The 16,342-nt window shown below is 54.1% G+C and carries 16 protein-coding genes; 15 read left to right on the top strand and 1 reads right to left on the bottom strand.

The window, feature by feature from the left end; all coding sequences use genetic code 11:
- Positions 1-195 precede the first annotated feature (195 nt).
- The 8 genes from AC6I8K_RS05415 to AC6I8K_RS05380 all read left to right on the top strand — a co-directional run bounded on the left by AC6I8K_RS05415 (position 196) and on the right by AC6I8K_RS05380 (position 7,870).
- Entirely contained in the window at positions 196-1,269 is a 1,074-nt protein-coding gene (locus AC6I8K_RS05415; protein WP_064740558.1) for a PhoH family protein, read from the top strand.
- A complete protein-coding gene (gene ybeY, locus AC6I8K_RS05410) occupies positions 1,266-1,739 on the top strand; it encodes an rRNA maturation RNase YbeY (protein ID WP_497826348.1) in 474 nt (157 codons plus the stop codon). The genes AC6I8K_RS05415 and ybeY overlap by 4 nt, the downstream gene beginning before the upstream one ends.
- 82 nt (positions 1,740-1,821) lie before the next feature.
- Complete coding sequence (gene corC / locus AC6I8K_RS05405) at positions 1,822-2,703, top strand: CNNM family magnesium/cobalt transport protein CorC (protein ID WP_064740556.1); 882 nt, start codon at positions 1,822-1,824, stop codon at positions 2,701-2,703.
- Positions 2,704-2,707: 4 nt separating this feature from the next.
- Positions 2,708-4,234 carry an apolipoprotein N-acyltransferase gene (gene lnt, locus AC6I8K_RS05400; RefSeq protein WP_497826347.1) on the top strand — a complete coding sequence of 509 codons (1,527 nt, stop codon included), beginning with the start codon at positions 2,708-2,710 and terminating at the stop codon, positions 4,232-4,234.
- A 437-nt stretch (positions 4,235-4,671) separates the two neighbouring features.
- Positions 4,672-5,565, top strand: coding sequence for a glutamate/aspartate ABC transporter substrate-binding protein (locus AC6I8K_RS05395; protein ID WP_064740554.1), 894 nt, complete (start codon positions 4,672-4,674; stop codon positions 5,563-5,565).
- Positions 5,566-5,726: 161 nt separating this feature from the next.
- Positions 5,727-6,467, top strand: a complete 741-nt coding sequence (locus AC6I8K_RS05390; RefSeq protein WP_064740553.1) for an amino acid ABC transporter permease — start codon at positions 5,727-5,729, stop codon at positions 6,465-6,467.
- Positions 6,467-7,144, top strand: a complete 678-nt coding sequence (gene gltK / locus AC6I8K_RS05385) for a glutamate/aspartate ABC transporter permease GltK (RefSeq protein ID WP_007890689.1) — start codon at positions 6,467-6,469, stop codon at positions 7,142-7,144. The genes AC6I8K_RS05390 and gltK overlap by 1 nt, the downstream gene beginning before the upstream one ends.
- The gene (locus tag AC6I8K_RS05380) at positions 7,145-7,870 is read left to right on the top strand and encodes an amino acid ABC transporter ATP-binding protein (protein WP_061717389.1); all 726 of its coding nucleotides are present in this window, start codon (positions 7,145-7,147) and stop codon (positions 7,868-7,870) included.
- 83 nt (positions 7,871-7,953) lie between these two features.
- Here the strand turns inward: AC6I8K_RS05380 and AC6I8K_RS05375 are convergent, their stop codons facing one another.
- Complete coding sequence (locus AC6I8K_RS05375; protein ID WP_007890691.1) at positions 7,954-8,436, bottom strand: zinc ribbon-containing protein; 483 nt, start codon at positions 8,434-8,436, stop codon at positions 7,954-7,956.
- A 222-nt stretch (positions 8,437-8,658) separates the two neighbouring features.
- Here AC6I8K_RS05375 and leuS point away from each other — a divergent pair, with 222 nt between their 5' ends.
- The 7 genes from leuS to mrdA all read left to right on the top strand — a co-directional run bounded on the left by leuS (position 8,659) and on the right by mrdA (position 16,342).
- Entirely contained in the window at positions 8,659-11,241 is a 2,583-nt protein-coding gene (leuS, locus tag AC6I8K_RS05370) for a leucine--tRNA ligase (RefSeq protein WP_483816993.1), read from the top strand.
- 14 nt (positions 11,242-11,255) lie between these two features.
- Positions 11,256-11,855, top strand: a complete 600-nt coding sequence (gene lptE, locus AC6I8K_RS05365) for an LPS assembly lipoprotein LptE (protein ID WP_064740551.1) — start codon at positions 11,256-11,258, stop codon at positions 11,853-11,855.
- Positions 11,852-12,883 (top strand): DNA polymerase III subunit delta, encoded by a 1,032-nt coding sequence (gene holA, locus AC6I8K_RS05360; RefSeq protein WP_483816992.1) that lies wholly within the window; start codon positions 11,852-11,854, stop codon positions 12,881-12,883. Before lptE ends, holA begins: the two co-directional genes overlap by 4 nt.
- Complete coding sequence (gene nadD / locus AC6I8K_RS05355; protein ID WP_483816991.1) at positions 12,876-13,520, top strand: nicotinate-nucleotide adenylyltransferase; 645 nt, start codon at positions 12,876-12,878, stop codon at positions 13,518-13,520. The genes holA and nadD overlap by 8 nt, the downstream gene beginning before the upstream one ends.
- Before the next feature lie 91 nt (positions 13,521-13,611).
- Positions 13,612-13,929: a ribosome silencing factor gene (rsfS, locus tag AC6I8K_RS05350; RefSeq protein ID WP_064740548.1), complete on the top strand. Its 318-nt coding sequence runs from the start codon at positions 13,612-13,614 to the stop codon at positions 13,927-13,929.
- 3 nt (positions 13,930-13,932) lie between these two features.
- Positions 13,933-14,403: a 23S rRNA (pseudouridine(1915)-N(3))-methyltransferase RlmH gene (gene rlmH, locus AC6I8K_RS05345; RefSeq protein ID WP_008103678.1), complete on the top strand. Its 471-nt coding sequence runs from the start codon at positions 13,933-13,935 to the stop codon at positions 14,401-14,403.
- A gap of 34 nt (positions 14,404-14,437) precedes the next feature.
- Positions 14,438-16,342 carry a peptidoglycan DD-transpeptidase MrdA gene (gene mrdA, locus AC6I8K_RS05340; protein ID WP_064740547.1) on the top strand — a complete coding sequence of 635 codons (1,905 nt, stop codon included), beginning with the start codon at positions 14,438-14,440 and terminating at the stop codon, positions 16,340-16,342.

The raw sequence follows: 16,342 nt of genomic DNA, 5'->3' as shown, positions 1-16,342 counted from the left end.
TTGAGCGGCAGCGCACAAAGCGCTGTCGCCTGTTGCATCTTAAAGCCCTTGCTTTACACAAGTGCTGCCCAAATATCGTTTCTGAAGCTTGCGCCTCTGCGCAGCGCCATAAATAATTCCCTAAAGATGCTGAAACTTTTCCTTCAGCCTTCGGCACACCTTTTCAACTGGCCCTGAGTGACCTTAAGGATTCATTTGAATATCGAAACGCGTGAAATCGCCCTTGAACCGGCAGATAACCAACGACTGATGAGCTTGTGCGGTCCGATGGATGACAATGTGAAACAGTTGGAGCGCCGTTTGGGCATTGAAATCAAACGCCGCGATAACCAATTCACCCTGACTGGGCGCGCGCTGTGCGTAGACGCTGCCGTCAATATCCTACGCACGCTGTACGTTGATACCGCCCCCATGCGTGGTCAGATTAAAGATATCGAACCGGACCAGATCCACCTGGCGATCAAAGAGAGCCGCGTGCTGGAACAGAGCGCGGAGAGCGTGCCGGAATTCGGTAAAGCGGTGAACATCAAGACCAAGCGCGGCGTGATCAAACCGCGTACGCCTAATCAGGCGCAATACATCGCCAATATCTTCGCCCACGACATCACCTTTGGTATCGGCCCTGCCGGTACCGGTAAAACCTATCTGGCAGTGGCGGCCGCGGTTGATGCGCTGGAGCGTCAGGAGATTCGTCGTATCCTGCTGACACGTCCTGCGGTTGAAGCCGGTGAAAAACTCGGCTTCCTGCCCGGCGATCTCAGCCAGAAAGTCGATCCGTATCTGCGCCCACTGTACGACGCGCTGTTCGAAATGCTCGGTTTTGAGCGTGTAGAGAAGCTGATTGAGCGTAACGTGATAGAAGTGGCTCCGCTGGCCTACATGCGCGGACGTACGCTGAACGATGCTTTCGTGATCCTGGATGAGAGCCAGAACACCACCATCGAACAGATGAAGATGTTCCTGACGCGTATCGGCTTCAATTCGAAAGCGGTCATTACCGGTGATGTGACGCAGATTGACTTGCCGCGCAGCACCAAATCCGGCCTGCGCCACGCCATTGAAGTGCTGGCAGAAGTCGATGAAATCAGCTTTAACTTTTTCCACAGCGAAGACGTGGTACGTCATCCGGTTGTCGCACGCATCGTGAATGCCTATGAGGCCTGGGAGACCGCCGACCAGAAACGCCGCGATCAACAGGCAGAAGAGCGCAAACGCGAAGCTATCGCGGCTCAGCTTGCCAGCCAAACCAGTACGCAGGAGCGTTCATGAGCCCGGTGATTCTTGATCTACAGCTGGCCTGCGCCGATGAAAACCATCTGCCCGCGGAACATGAGTTTCAACGCTGGCTTGAAGCGGCAGTCACGCCATTTCAACCCGAAAGCGAAGTGACGATCCGCCTGGTGGATGAAGCGGAGAGTAATGAGCTTAATCTGACTTATCGCGGTAAAGATAAGCCGACTAACGTGCTGTCATTCCCGTTTGAAGCACCGCCGGGAATTGAACTGCCGTTGCTTGGCGATCTGATTATTTGCCGTCAGGTTGTCGAGCAAGAGGCTGCTGAACAAGGCAAAACTGTCGAAGCCCACTGGGCGCATATGGTGGTGCACGGAACGCTGCATCTGCTGGGTTACGATCATATCGAAGATGAAGAAGCCGAAGAGATGGAGGCGCTGGAGACCGAGATAATGCTTGCTCTTGGTTATCCTGATCCGTACATTTCGGAGAAAGAAGACGCCTGAGCCGCTGGTTCAGGTTATTGCGCTGCTGGCGTGGATGCTGGCAGCCCCAATCCCTCATTAGAGAGAACTAAATAAAAACGCCATGAGCGACGACCATTCTCAAAACAGCGACGCACCCAGTAGTAAAAAGGGATTTTTCTCCCTGTTAATCAACCAACTGTTTCACGGTGAACCAAAAAACCGTGATGAACTGCTGGGGTTAATCCGCGATTCTGAGCAGAAAGAGCTGATCGACCAGGATACCCGCGACATGCTCGAAGGGGTGCTGGATATTGCCGACCAGCGCGTGCGCGACATTATGATCCCACGCTCGCAAATGATCACCCTGAAACGCAACCAAACTCTGGAAGAGTGCCTTGCGGTGATTATTGAATCTGCGCATTCACGCTTCCCGGTGATCAGCGAAGACAAAGACCATGTTGAAGGTATTTTGATGGCCAAGGACCTGCTGCCGTTTATGACCAGCGCGTCTGAGCCGTTTAGCATGGAAAAAGTGCTGCGTACCGCCGTGGTGGTGCCTGAAAGCAAGCGCGTAGACCGTATGCTGAAGGAGTTCCGCTCGCAGCGTTATCACATGGCGATTGTCATTGATGAATTTGGCGGCGTCTCCGGACTGGTGACCATTGAAGATATCCTTGAGCTGATTGTCGGCGAAATTGAAGATGAGTATGACGATGAAGAAGATCGTGATATCCGCCAGCTCAATCGTTACACCTATACCATGCGCGCCCTGACGCAAATTGAAGATTTCAATGAGGTCTTTGGCACCGATTTCAGTGATGATGAAGTCGATACCATTGGCGGATTGGTCATGCAGGGCTTCGGCCACCTTCCCGCTCGCGGCGAAAGTATTGTCATTGATGGCTATCAATTCAAAGTCGCCATGGCTGACAGCCGCCGTATCATCCAGGTGCATGTAAAAATTCCGGAAGACTCACCACAACCGCAACTGGAAGACGAATAACTTTATGGCTTTAGCCTCTCTTTACTCGCAGCAGCGGGTTCGCCTGCTGCTGGCGTTAATTTCGGGTGCCGTTGGCACCCTTTCCTTTTCTCCCTACGATTTCTGGCCCGCGGCGTTAGTTTCGCTGTTTGGTCTGCAACTGTTGCTGCTGGAACGCCGTCCTGCCCAGGCAGCAGCCATCGGCTTCGTCTGGGGCTTGGGCCTATTTGGTAGCGGCATTAACTGGGTTTACGTCAGCATCGCCACCTTTGGCGGTATGCCCGGCCCGGTTAATATCTTCCTGGTGATTCTGCTGGCGGCTTATCTGTCACTCTATCCGCTGCTGTTCGCCAGCCTGCTTAACCGCTTCTGGCCACGCGCTTCGCTGTGGCGTTTAGCGCTGGCGGCACCTGCCTTGTGGCAAATAAGCGAATTCCTGCGCGGTTGGGTTCTGACCGGATTTCCGTGGCTGCAGTTTGGCTACAGCCAGATTGACGGTCCGCTAAAAGGTTTAGCGCCGTTAGCCGGTGTGGAAACCATCACCTTCCTGCTAATGGTGATCGCCGGATTGCTGGCGCATGCGTTGCATTATCGTAGCGTGAAAAGTTTAATCGCCGCCGCGTTACTGCTATTGCTGCCGTGGCCGCTGCGCATGCTGCAGTGGTATCAGCCGCTGCCGCAACGCAGCGTCGATATTGCGATGGTGCAAGGCAACATCCCACAGTCGATGAAGTGGGATCCGCAGCAGTTGCTGAATACGCTGCGCGTTTACACCTCTTACAGCCAGCCTTTTATCGGCAAGGCACCGATTATTATCTGGCCCGAATCGGCCATTACCGATTTAGAGAGTAACCAGCAGCCGTTCCTGCGAGCGCTGGATGCTGAACTGCGCGCGCGCGGCAGTTCGCTGATTACCGGCATCGTGGATTCTCGCGTGGAAGGTGATAATCGCTATCACGACTACAACTCCGTGATTGTGCTGGGCGGCGAACAGCCTTACAGCTATCAAAGCCAGAACCGCTATCAGAAAAATCATCTGGTGCCATTTGGTGAATTTGTACCGCTGGAAGAGCTGCTGCGTCCGCTGGCGCCGTTCTTTGATTTGCCGATGTCCTCCTTCAGCCGTGGCGCCTATATACAGCCGCAGCTGAAAGTGTCGGGATATAACCTGACCAGCGCTATCTGCTATGAGATCGTGCTGGGTGAACAAGTACGCGCTAATTTCAGGCCCGATACCAACTTCCTGCTGACCGTCTCCAACGATGCCTGGTTCGGTCATTCTATTGGGCCATGGCAGCATTTCCAGATGGCACGCATGCGCGCGCTGGAGCTGGGACGTCCGTTGCTGCGCTCCACCAATAACGGTGTTACCGCGGTAGTGAATGCCAACGGCGAGGTGGAGAAAGCGTTGCCACAGTTCACCCGTGATGTGCTGGAAGCCAAAGTGACGCCGACTCAAGGTGAAACACCGTACGCCAAAGCGGGCATCTGGCCGGTTTGGCTTCTGACACTGATGGGCATTGTTGTGGCCATTCTGCGTCGCCGCCACTGATTCAGGATGCAACTCTGACAGGCGAAGTGCACACTTCGCCTTTTTAATGCGCTGTTTTCTCCCCCTTCTACTCTGCATTCCCCGATTCTCTGCTGGCTTTTCACACTTATTCATCGTACTGGCACGATCATTGCTATTTATTTCAGTGATTTTCGTAAACATCGGCTTTTGTCAGCGTAATGCAACCTTTACGCACTAATTTAAGGCAATGCTGCGCACTGCATTAGCGCATAGGTCGATTTTTGCCTTTTATTGGTGCGGAGCGGCTCGCAAAAAAGAAACTTTTTTGTTTCATTGCGTTAACAATTCGCTATGTTAATCACTATCCTGCGCGCAGTTGCGCTATGGGATAACTAAAAAAGCAGCACGAAATACACACAACATCACAATCTGCGCAGTTTATGTTCTGCGCGACATCCATACGAAGGAGTTGGAACATGCAGATACGCAAAGTGGCATTATCTCTTTTGCTGCTGGGAGCAGCAGCGGGAGCGGCCCAGGCGGAAGATTTCACCGGTACCCTGAAAAAAATCAATGATAGCGGCGTAATCGTCGTTGGGCATCGTGAATCATCAGTTCCCTTTTCTTACTATGACAACCAACAAAAAGTGGTTGGCTATTCACAGGATTATTCAAACGCCATCATTGCCGCCATTAAGGCCAAACTGAATAAGCCCGATTTGCAGATCAAAATGCTGCCAATCACCTCGCAGAACCGTATTCCACTGTTGCAGAACGGGACGTACGATTTTGAGTGCGGTTCGACCACCAACAACCTGGAGCGTCAGAAACAAGCGGCATTCTCTGACACCGTGTTCATCATTGGTACGCGTCTGCTGGTGAAAAAAGGCGGTGACATCAAAGATTTCGCTGATCTCAAGGGTAAAACCGTTGTTGTCACTTCCGGGACCACCTCTGAAGTTCTGCTGCACAAGCTGAATGATGACAAGAAAATGGATATGCGCATCATCAGCGCGAAAGACCATGGCGATTCTTTCCGCACGCTGGAAACCGGTCGTGCTGTGGCCTTCATGATGGATGACGCGCTGCTGGCGGGTGAACGTGCGAAAGCCAAGAAACCTGACAACTGGGACATCGTGGGTACGCCACAATCGAAAGAAGCTTACGGCTGCATGTTGCGCAATCAGGATCCACAGTTCAAACAGCTGATGGATGAAACCATTGCCAAGGCGCAGACCTCTGGCGAAGCGTCAAAATGGTTTGAAACCTGGTTCAAACAACCGATTCCACCAAAGAATCTGAACCTGAACTTCGAACTCTCTAGTGATATGCAGGCCCTGTTCAAAGCACCGAACGATAAAGCACTCTGAATTAACAACGACAACAAGGGCAGTCCTGCTGCCCTCTCGATTGCTGAACATGCGGTGCGGACAGACAGACTGTAACAGGCCGTTCCCCTGAAGCAGGACGTAAGACACCGCTCAACAATCTTATGGGTAGCCTCGCTACCCTTTTTTTACCGGAGCTCGTTATGGGTATCGATTGGAACTGGGGCATTTTTCTTGAACAGGCCCCGTTCGGCAATACGACTTACCTCGGCTGGCTGTGGTCCGGTTTTCAGGTCACCATTGCGGTGTCCTGCTGCGCCTGGATTATCGCCTTCCTGGTAGGTTCCTTCTTTGGCATTCTGCGTACCGTGCCCAACCGACTGCTGTCGACGATTGGCACCTGTTACGTGGAGCTGTTTCGTAACATCCCGCTGATTGTGCAGTTCTTCTTCTGGTATCTGGTAGCGCCTGAACTGGTCGGAGAAAACCTCGGCATGTGGTTTAAAGCGGAACTGGATCCCAACATCCAATTCTTCGTTTCATCTACGATTTGCCTTGGCTTGTTCACCGCAGCACGCGTGTGTGAGCAAGTGCGCGCGGCGATTCAGTCGCTGCCAAGCGGTCAAAAAAATGCCGGCTTAGCGATGGGCCTGACGCTGCCGCAAACGTATCGCTATGTGCTGCTGCCGAATGCCTATCGCGTGATTGTGCCGCCGATGACCTCGGAAATGCTTAACCTGGTGAAGAACTCGGCGATCGCCTCAACCATCGGCCTGGTGGATATGGCAGCGCAGGCCGGCAAGCTGCTGGATTACTCCGCGCACGCCTATGAATCCTTTACCGCCATCACTCTGGCGTACGTCGGCATTAACCTGGTGATCATGCTGATTATGAGTCTGGTAGAACGCAAAATTCGCCTGCCTGGCAATATGGGAGGCAAATAATGTACGAGTTTGACTGGAGTTCGATCGTTCCCAGCCTGCCTTACTTGTGGAATGGTTTGATCATTACCTTCAAGATCACCGCGATTGCCGTGGTGTTTGGCATTATCTGGGGCACGATTTTGGCGGTGATGCGCTTGTCGCCAATTGCACCGGTGCGCTGGTTTGCCAAGCTGTACGTCAACCTGTTCCGCTCCGTACCGCTGGTGATGGTGCTGCTGTGGTTCTATTTGGTGGTGCCCGCATTCCTGCAACAGGTGCTGGGCTTATCGCCTAAATCGGATATCCGCCTGATTTCCGCCATGGTGGCATTTGCGCTATTTGAGGCTGCGTACTATTCGGAAATCATCCGTGCAGGTATTCAGAGCATCTCACGCGGGCAATCCAATGCCGCGCTGGCGCTCGGCATGACGCACTGGCAATCGATGAAACTGATCGTGCTGCCGCAGGCGTTCCGCGCCATGGTGCCGCTGCTGCTGACGCAGGGCATCGTGCTGTTCCAGGATACCTCGCTGGTGTATGTACTGAGCCTGGCCGATTTCTTCCGTACCGCTTCAACCATTGGTGAGCGCGACGGAACCCAGGTTGAAATGATTTTGTTTGCTGGTCTGGTCTACTTCGTGATCAGCCTGAGCGCTTCGCTGTTGGTTACCTATCTGAAAAGAAAGAGGACGGTTTAAATGATTAGCCTGAAAAATGTTTCAAAGTGGTATGGGCACTTTCAGGTGCTGACCGACTGCTCCACAGAAGTGAAAAAAGGTGAAGTAGTAGTGGTCTGCGGTCCGTCTGGCTCAGGTAAATCAACGCTGATTAAAACCGTGAACGGTCTGGAGCCGATTCAAAAGGGCAGCATTCAGGTGACCGGCACCGAAGTGAACAACAAAAAAACCAACCTCGCCCAACTGCGTAGCAAAGTAGGCATGGTGTTCCAGCACTTCGAGTTATTCCCGCATCTCAGCATCATCGAGAACCTGACGCTGGCGCAGGTCAAAGTACTGAAACGTGATAAAGCGGCCTCGCGTGAGAAAGCGCAGAGCCTGCTGAAACGCGTTGGGCTGACTGCGCACGCGGATAAATTCCCGGGTCAGCTTTCCGGTGGTCAGCAGCAGCGCGTGGCGATCGCGCGTGCGTTGTGCATGGATCCGGTTGCGATGCTGTTTGATGAGCCGACATCGGCGCTCGATCCTGAAATGATCAACGAAGTGTTGGACGTGATGGTGGAGCTGGCGAATGAAGGCATGACCATGATGGTGGTGACGCATGAAATGGGCTTTGCGCGCAAAGTCGCCAACCGCGTGATCTTTATGGATGAAGGGAAAATTATCGAAGACACCAATAAGGATGACTTCTTCAACAATCCGCAATCCGATCGTGCGAAAGACTTCCTGGCGAAAATTTTGCACTGATAAGCGCAACAAATTGCGCCGCTACGGCATATACGCGTGTCCGTAGCGGCGCGATTCATCGCGCGGGTTGATTCATTCATCAATCAGGGTTCAAACGGCTGGCGCTGAAACTGATCGTGCCCACACTCCGGGCAGCGCGTTAAGCTCTCCGGCGTATAAATTGCCCGCGTGAAGCCGCACTTCTCACACACCAAATTGCCCAATCCCACCACTTCACCGCTCTGGTAAACGCCGTGATGGCGTAAATCCTGAAACACTTCGCGCCACTCCAACTGACTTTTATCAGTAATATCCGCCAGTTCCTTCCACAGGCTTTCGCGAATCACGCGTAAAAACACGGAATCGCCGACCACATCGGACGACTCCTGATAGCTCAGCGCAAATTCGTGCAAATCACGTCGCACGGCGCGCATCACCTCATTCACCTCGGCGGGCGAAAGCGTTTTTTTCGCCAGCAAACTTTGCCGGGCCTCGGCGACCAGCGCATCGACATCGCGCTCACCGTGATCCAATCGCTGGGATAATGCTTCAATCGTTGCACGGTATTCCTGCGCCACGTTATTCATTTTATTCTCCTTTCCGCTGCGGATACTGCTGTTAAGTTTAGCGGTTTTGTCACAATTGCATGGGCAGCCACCGCAGAAATCACAAAAGGGTGAAAGCGGTGGCGCATTCGGCAGAAATCCGGTCAGCGAGGGCGTGAAAAGTTGTTGAGGCGCAGCCTTATGGGTATGCTATGCGGATCTAAAAGTATGCTTAGCGATTTTCACAAAGGACCACAGGCAGCCATGCAAGAGCAATACCGCCCGGAAGAGATAGAATCCCGCGTCCAACAGCACTGGGACGAAAACGAAACCTTTAAAGTGACCGAGCAGGAAGGCAAAGAGAAATATTACTGCCTTTCGATGCTGCCCTATCCTTCTGGCCGCCTGCACATGGGTCACGTGCGTAACTACACCATCGGCGATGTGATTGCACGCTATCAGCGTATGCTTGGCAAAAACGTACTGCAGCCGATCGGCTGGGATGCGTTTGGTCTGCCAGCAGAAGGCGCAGCGGTGAAAAACAACACGGCACCTGCGCCGTGGACGTACGACAACATTGCCTACATGAAGAACCAGCTGAAATTGCTGGGCTTTGGCTACGACTGGAGCCGCGAACTGGCGACCTGCCAGCCAGAATACTATCGCTGGGAACAGTGGTTCTTTACCAAGCTGTATGAAAAAGACATGGTCTATAAAAAGACCTCTGCGGTGAACTGGTGCCCGAACGATCAGACCGTGCTGGCCAACGAACAGGTTATCGATGGCTGCTGCTGGCGCTGCGACACCAAAGTTGAGCGCAAAGAGATTCCACAGTGGTTTGTCAAAATCACCGCCTATGCGGAAGAGCTGCTCAACGATCTTGATAAGCTGGAAGATTGGCCTGAGCAGGTCAAAACCATGCAGCGCAACTGGATTGGCCGTTCTGAAGGCGTGGAAATCACTTTTGACGTGTCCAACAGCGCCGAAAAGCTGACCGTTTACACTACCCGTCCGGACACCTTTATGGGTGCGACCTATGTGGCGGTAGCCGCAGGTCATCCGCTGGCACAGCAAGCTGCTGCCACCAATCCCGCGCTGGCTGCGTTTATTGACGAATGTCGCACCACCAAAGTTGCCGAAGCTGACATGGCGACGATGGAGAAGAAAGGCGTGGCTACCGGCCTGTTCGCTATCCATCCGCTGACGGGTGAAGAGATTCCGGTGTGGGTGGCTAACTTCGTCCTGATGGAATACGGCACCGGCGCGGTGATGGCCGTTCCAGGCCACGATCAGCGTGACTGGGAGTTTGCCACCAAGTACAACCTGAACATCAAGCCAGTGATCCTGAATCTCGACGGTTCAGAACCGGATCTGAGTGCCGCTGCGATGACCGAAAAGGGCGCGCTGTTCAACTCGGGCGAATACAACGGTCTGGATCATCAAGCAGGCTTCAACGCCATCGCCGACGCGCTCGCTGCGAAAGGCGTGGGCGTGCGTAAAGTGAATTATCGTCTGCGCGATTGGGGCGTTTCCCGTCAACGCTACTGGGGAGCACCAATCCCGATGGTGACGCTGGAAGATGGCACCGTAATGCCAACGCCAGAAGATCAATTGCCGGTGATCCTGCCAGAAGACGTGGTGATGGATGGTATCACCAGCCCAATTAAAGCCGATCCTGAGTGGGCCAAAACCACAGTTAACGGCCAGCCTGCGCTGCGTGAAACCGATACATTTGACACCTTTATGGAATCATCCTGGTATTACGCGCGTTACACCTGTGCGAATTACCACGAAGGTATGTTGGATCCGGCGGCAGCGAACTACTGGCTGCCAGTCGATCAGTATGTTGGCGGCATCGAACACGCCATCATGCACCTGATGTACTTCCGCTTCTATCACAAACTGCTGCGTGATGCCGGTCTGGTAAATTCAGATGAACCTGCCAAACGCCTGCTGTGTCAGGGTATGGTACTGGCTGATGCGTTCTACTACCTTGGCGTGAACGGCGAGCGCAACTGGGTTTCTCCGGTTGACGTGACCGTTGAGCGCGATGAGAAAGGCCGCATTGTTAAAGCCACCGACACCGAAGGTCGTGAGGTGGTTTACGCTGGCATGAGCAAAATGTCGAAGTCGAAAAATAACGGCATCGATCCACAGCTGATGGTTGAGCGTTACGGCGCAGATACCGTGCGTTTGTTCATGATGTTTGCCTCTCCAGCAGAGATGACGCTGGAGTGGCAGGAATCTGGCGTTGAAGGTGCCAACCGCTTCCTGAAGCGCGTATGGAAACTGGCTTACGAACATATTGCGAAAGGCGCCACCGTGGAGCTGGACGTCAATAGCCTGAATGACGATCAGAAAGCGCTGCGTCGCGATCTGCACAAGACCATCGCCAAAGTGGCCGATGATGTTGGCCGTCGTCAGACATTCAACACCGCCATCGCCGCCATCATGGAACTGATGAACAAACTGATCCGTGCCCCGCAGGAGAGCGATCAAGATCGCGCGCTGCTGCAGGAAGCGCTGGTCGCAGTAACGCGTCTACTCTATCCGTTCACCCCGCACGCCAGCTATGTGCTGTGGCAAGCGCTGGGCGGCGAAGGCAGCATTGACGAAGCCAGCTGGCCGGTAGCCGATGAAGCGGCCATGGTGGAAGATTCGCTGCTGGTCGTGGTGCAGGTGAATGGCAAAGTGCGCGGCAAGATTACCGTTGCGCCGGATGCGACACAGGAGCAGGTGCAGGCGCGTGCTGCGCAGGAGCATTTGGTGGCGAAATATCTGGATGGCGTCACCATTCGTAAAGTGATTTATGTCCCTGGCAAACTGCTTAACCTGGTCGTAGGTTAAGTTCAGGAGGAACTGTGCGACAACTGATTATCAGGCTGTTTGTCCTGCTTGCGGTAATGATTACCGCCGGCTGTGGTTTTCACCCGCGCGGCACCACATCGGTGCCGAGCGAAATGAAAACACTTATCGTCCAGAGCGGCGATCCTTATGGCCCGCTGTCGCGCGTAGTGCGCCAGCAGCTGCGCATCAACAATGTGAACGTCATTGAAGACAGCAAAGCGGCCAGCGCCAAATATCCAACGCTGCGCTTGGGTGCTGAAGCCCAGGGACGTGATACCGCTTCGGTGTTTATTAGCGGAACCACCGCAGAGTACTCGCTGGTGATGACGGTAACCGCACAGGTGCTGCTGCCGGGGAAAGGTATCTACCCGATCAGCACCACCGTGTATCGCTCCTTCTTCGACAACCCGAATGCCGCACTGGCAAAGGATGCCGAGCAGGATATGATCGTGCAAGAGATGCGTCAGCGCGCGGCTGAGCAGTTAGTCCGTAAACTGCTGACCGTGCACGCCGCGCAGGAAAGCAACAAAGATACCTTGCCGCAGCCTGAGACGATTGCACCGGGAGAGAACTCACCGGAAGTGTCTTCTTCGTCAGCCACCAGTCTGCAATGATCAGGATTTATCCTGAACAACTGAGCGCGCAGCTTCGAGAGGGGCTGCGCGCCTGTTATTTTCTCACCGGTAACGAACCTCTGCTGATTCAGGAAAGCGCGGATGCTATCCGTGCAACCGCCACAGCACAGGGATTTGAAGAGCATTTCAGCATCACCATCGATGCGCAAACGGATTGGGATGCGATTTTCGTCAGCTGCCAATCGCTCAGCCTGTTTACTCAACGCCAAACCCTGACGCTACAGCTCCCAGAAAGCGGCCCAAACGCCGCTATCGCCGAGCAGTTAGTAAAACTGGCTACGCTGTTGCACAGCGACATTCTGCTGGTGCTGCGCATGGCGAAACTGACCAAAGCGCAGGAGAACAGCGCCTGGTTTAAAGCATTGAGCGCGCAGGCGGTGCTGGTACCGTGTCAGACGCCCGAGCAGGCGCAACTGCCGCGCTGGGTGATCAGCCGCGCCAAAGCAATGAAGCTGAGTGTGGATGATGCGGCGATACAGCTGCTTTGCTACTGCTACGAAGGTAATCTGCTGGCACTGTCGCAGGCGCTGGAACGCTTATCGCTGTTGTGGCCAGATGGAAAATTGACGCTGCCGCGCGTCGAAGCCGCCGTCAATGATGCCGCGCACTTTACCCCGTTCCACTGGGTCGATGCGCTGCTGGCGGGAAAAAGTAAACGCGCCCTGCACATCCTGCATCAGCTGGAGAAAGAGGACAGCGAAGCGGTGATTCTGCTGCGCACGCTGCAACGCGATTTGCTCACGCTGCTGCATTTGCAACGTAATCAGGCGAAACAAGCGCTGCGCACGCTGATGGATCAACAACGTATCTGGCAAAATCGTCGTGCCCTGTTTACCGAAGCGCTGCAGCGCCTTGATGCACAGCGCTTACAGCGTGCGGTGCATTTGTTGGCAGAGCTGGAGCTCAGCATGAAGCAGGATTACGGACAAAATCTGTGGCCGCAGTTGGAAACGCTGTCGCTACTCCTGTGTCACCGCGATTTCCCACTGAGCTTTACCGATGTCTAAACTTTACGCCCTGTTTGGCGGCACCTTCGATCCGATTCACTACGGCCACTTGCGCCCGGTAGAAGCGCTGGCACAGCAGGTGGGTTTGAAAAAGGTCACGCTGCTGCCAAACAATGTGCCGCCGCACCGTCCGCAGCCGGAAGCGAGCGCGCAGCAGCGCGTTGAGATGCTGCGCTGTGCCATCGCCGATCGCCCGCTATTTGATATTGATACGCGCGAACTGGAGCGTGAAACGCCTTCCTGGACCGTCGCCACGCTGGAAGCGTTGCGTGTGGAACGGGGAGCAGAACAGCCCCTCGCGTTTATCATTGGTCAGGATTCTCTGCTAACGTTAGCCAAATGGCATCGCTGGCAGGATCTGCTGTCGCTATGCCATTTACTGGTATGTAAGCGTCCAGGTTATGCAACGCAGATGGAAACCCCAGAGATGCAGCAGTGGCTTGAGGCTCATCTTGCCGATCATGTCCAGCAGTTACATCACTCGCCTGCGGGATACATCTGGCTGGCGGATACGCCGCTACTCGACATCTCCGCCACGGAAATTCGTCAGCGTCGCCATAACGGCGCCTCTTGCGCGGACTTACTGCCTGAAACGGTTATCGGCTATATCGATAGCGTTGGCTTATATCGCAGCTAAAGGCAGCATGCTATACTGCGCCGCTTCATTTTCGGCTACCTTTCTCGAATCGCTAGCCCGTCCATAATCACCTGTTTTTAAGGGGAACCTTTTGCAAGGTAAAGCACTCCAAGAGTTCGTTGTTGATAAGATTGATGATCTCAAAGGCCAGGACATCATTGCGATTGATGTTCAGGGCAAATCCAGCATCACCGATTGCATGATTATTTGCACCGGCACGTCTACACGTCACGTCGCCTCTATCGCCGATCACGTGGTACAGGAATCGCGCGCTGCGGGCCTGAAGCCGCTCGGCGTTGACAGTAAAACGGCCTCCGATTGGGTGGTTGTTGACCTGGGTGACGTGATTGTGCACGTAATGGAAGCAGAGAGCCGCCAGCTGTACGAGCTGGAAAAACTCTGGAGTTAAACCGTGAAACTGCAGCTTGTAGCCGTCGGCACCAAAATGCCCGACTGGGTTCAGACCGGTTTCATGGAGTATCTGCGCCGCTTCCCGAAGGATATGCCTTTTGAACTGATCGAAGTGACTGCCGGTAAACGTGGCAAAAACGCCGACATCAAACGCATTCTGGAAAAAGAAGGTGAAGCGATGCTGGCCGCCGTGGGCAAAGGCAATCGCATTGTTACGCTGGATATTCCCGGACAGCCGTGGGAAACCCCACAGCTGGCGCAGCAACTTGAACGCTGGAAACTGGATGGCCGCGATGTCAGCCTGTTAATTGGTGGTCCGGAAGGACTGGCACCTGCGTGCAAAGCGGCTGCTGAACAAAGCTGGTCACTTTCAGCACTCACGTTGCCACATCCGCTGGTGCGAGTGCTGGTAGCGGAAAGTCTGTATCGTGCGTGGAGCATCACCACGAATCATCCTTATCATCGTGAATAAACGCCTGACAACCCCCAGACAATAGATGTAGCGGATGAAATTACAGAGCAACGCCTTTCGCGATTACACAGCCGAACAGAAACTCTTTGTCCGCCGAGCGTTGGTGGCCTTTGTCGTCATTCTGCTGCTCTCCAGCGTACTGGTGGTCAATATGTACCACCTGCAAATCCTGCGCTTTGACGACTACAGCACCCGTTCCAATGAAAACCGCATTAAGCTGGTCCCCGTCGCGCCCAGCCGCGGCATTATTTTTGATCGCAATGGCGTGCCGCTGGCGCTCAACCGCACCATCTATCAAGCTGAACTGATGCCGGAGAAGGTCGAGAACCTGAAGCAGACATTACAGGCGCTGCGCCCGGTTCTGGATCTGACTGACGACGATATCGATGCGTTTGAAAAAGAACGCAAACGCTCGCGCCGCTTTACCTCTATTCCAGTAAAAATCGGTTTGAACGAGGTACAGGTAGCGCGTTTCGCCGTTAATCAATACCGTTTTCCGGGCGTAGAAGTGAAAGGTTATCAGCGCCGTTACTATCCATACGGTCAGACGCTAACGCATGTTGTGGGTTATGTTTCCAAAATTAACGATCGCGACGTCACGCGCCTCGATCAGGAAGGGAAATGGCCGAACTATGCCGCCACGCACGACATCGGTAAGCTGGGCATCGAAAATTTCTATGAAGATGTCCTGCACGGCAAAACCGGCTATGAAGAAGTTGAAGTCAACAACCGTGGCCGCGTGATCCGTCAACTGCATGAACAATCGCCGCAGGCCGGACGTGACATCTATCTGACGGTTGACCTCAAGCTACAGCAATATATCGAAACCCTGCTGACCGGCAGCCGCGCGGCAGTGGTGGTCAGTGACCCGCGAACGGGCGAAATTCTCGCGCTGGTATCAACACCCAGCTACGATCCAAACCTGTTTGTCGACGGTATCACCAGCAAAGATTACAAAGCGCTGTTAAGCGACGAAAACCGCCCGCTGTATAACCGTGCGCTGCAAGCCTCCTATCCACCGGCTTCCACCGTTAAACCTTACGTGGCCGTGTCGGCACTGAGCGCAGGCGTGATCAACCGCAATACCAGCCTGTTCGATCCCGGCTGGTGGCAGCTACCCGGCTCAGAAAAGCGCTATCGTGACTGGAAAAAATGGGGCCACGGTCGTCTGAACGTGACGAAATCACTGGAAGAGTCGGCGGATACCTTTTTCTATCAGGTCGCCTATGACATGGGCATTGATCGCCTCTCTGAGTGGATGACCAAGTTTGGTTACGGTCATCGCACCGGCATCGACCTGCCGCAGGAGAGCGCCGGTAACATGCCAACGCGTGAATGGAAGCAGAAGCGCTTTAAGAAGCCGTGGTATCAGGGTGACACCATTCCCGTGGGCATCGGTCAGGGCTACTGGACCGCGACGCCAATACAGATGAACAAAGCGATGATGATTCTGATTAACGACGGCGTGATCAAAGTGCCACACCTGCTGCGCGCCACGCGTGAAGGCCAAACAATGGTGCCGTATCGCCAGGTGCCGGATGCGCCGATTGGCGACATTCACTCAGGCTATTGGGAAATTGCCAAAGATGGTATGTATGGCGTCGCCAACCGCGCCAATGGTACCGCGCATAAAAGCTTTGCCGATGCGCCGTATAAAATCGCGGCAAAATCGGGTACGGCGCAGGTCTTTGGCCTTAAAGAGAATGAGACCTATAACGCGCACAAAATTGCTGAACGTCTGCGTGACCATAAATTAATGACCGCCTACGCACCGTATGATAAGCCGCGCGTGGCCGTCACCATGATTCTGGAAAACGGCGGCGCGGGGCCAGCTGTGGGTACCGTGATGCGCCAGATTCTCGACCACATAATGTTAGGCGACAATAATACCGTGTTGCCCGAAGCGACACCGACGCCGCCCGGCTACGAAGGTGAATAA

The organism is Pantoea sp. X-Soil-ISGK-421 (genome assembly GCF_059730785.1).
The sequence above is the reverse complement of the archived record's forward strand: the minus strand, read 5'-3'. Positions and strand labels throughout refer to the sequence as shown.